Consider the following 1,029-nt stretch of genomic DNA (forward strand, 5'->3'; position numbering starts at 1 on the left):
GCAGTATCTCTAATAGCCAACAGTTCAAATTGTTTCCCACGGAAATAAGGATAATACATAGTTTGTTACTCCCATAACAATGCCTCATTAAGAGGAACTTGCATAGTATTAATTAATCGCTCATGATCCTTAAAGCGAAGCTGAATAGAAAGTGCTGCTGGTTGCAAAGACTTTGGTAAGTTGAGAATAAGCTCTCTTAAAGAAAGTAGACTTCTGCTTTCCTTTAAAGTTTTAAGCATTAAATTGTATACAGAAAGAGGGGGTAAACCGCTAAATACTTCTTTCAGGAAACCATGCATTTGAGTATTAGGTAAGTCGGGAATTTTTATACCTAAATCAGAAGCAATAATTTTCGCCTCATTAATCCTTAATGACTCAAAGATTGTTACAGGGCATATAAAGTCTAAGACTTCTACAGCTTCTCTTATAGTAGATATTCTATTCCATCGGGTTAAACTCAATACCCCAATAGTAGATTCTGTTGTTTTCAGCACATCATCTATATGTTCTGAACCAGCTATCACATAGATTTTCCCAAATGCTTTACGGTAGTTTGTTATTTGGTTTTGTAGACGGCTTAAGGAATCTCTTTCGGATTTTATTTCGTAAACAGTTCCAGTTCTGTTCAGTATGATGAGATCAGCTTTGCAAGGACCGATTCTGAATTCATTAAGCATACAGGCAGTTCTTAATGAATGCTTTCCGAGCAAAAGATTGTGTGTGAGGGCAGAACGATAAACATACTCATTCCGCAAGCCAGTTTGTCTAAGTAAGGCAAATGCCTCATTGAAGGCCTCACCAACGGTAATCCCAAGTGTATCTTCATGGTCAAAAAGCTCGGTCTCTCGGAGAGAACGAGCAAACATAGGAGACTGCCCTCTTTTCGCTATCTCGTTGAAGACGGAAGCGGAAAAAAGTCTACTTAAAGCAGTCAATTGAAAAGAGTTAAGTTCGTTACTTCTCATCATGGTGAATCACATAGTCCATCGTTCAGGATCTTGCTTGGTTACTGCCAAAATCCTTAGCACA

Annotated in this window: 1 protein-coding gene; it reads right to left on the reverse strand. The window is 38.1% G+C overall.

What is annotated here, in order from left to right; genetic code table 11:
* Nucleotides 1-65: 65 nt before the first annotated feature.
* On the reverse strand, nt 66-968 hold the full coding sequence (locus tag Xbud_RS19015; protein WP_099137533.1) for a sce7726 family protein: 903 nt from the start codon (nt 966-968) through the stop codon (nt 66-68).
* Nucleotides 969-1,029 lie beyond the last annotated feature (61 nt).

Source organism: Xenorhabdus budapestensis, from assembly GCF_002632465.1.
Lineage (GTDB): Bacteria > Pseudomonadota > Gammaproteobacteria > Enterobacterales > Enterobacteriaceae > Xenorhabdus > Xenorhabdus budapestensis.

Coding starts and splice junctions, on each gene's coding strand:
- Xbud_RS19015 (WP_099137533.1), bottom strand. CDS start 968: ATGATGAGAAGTAACGAACTTAACTCTTTTCAATTGACTGCTTTAAGT.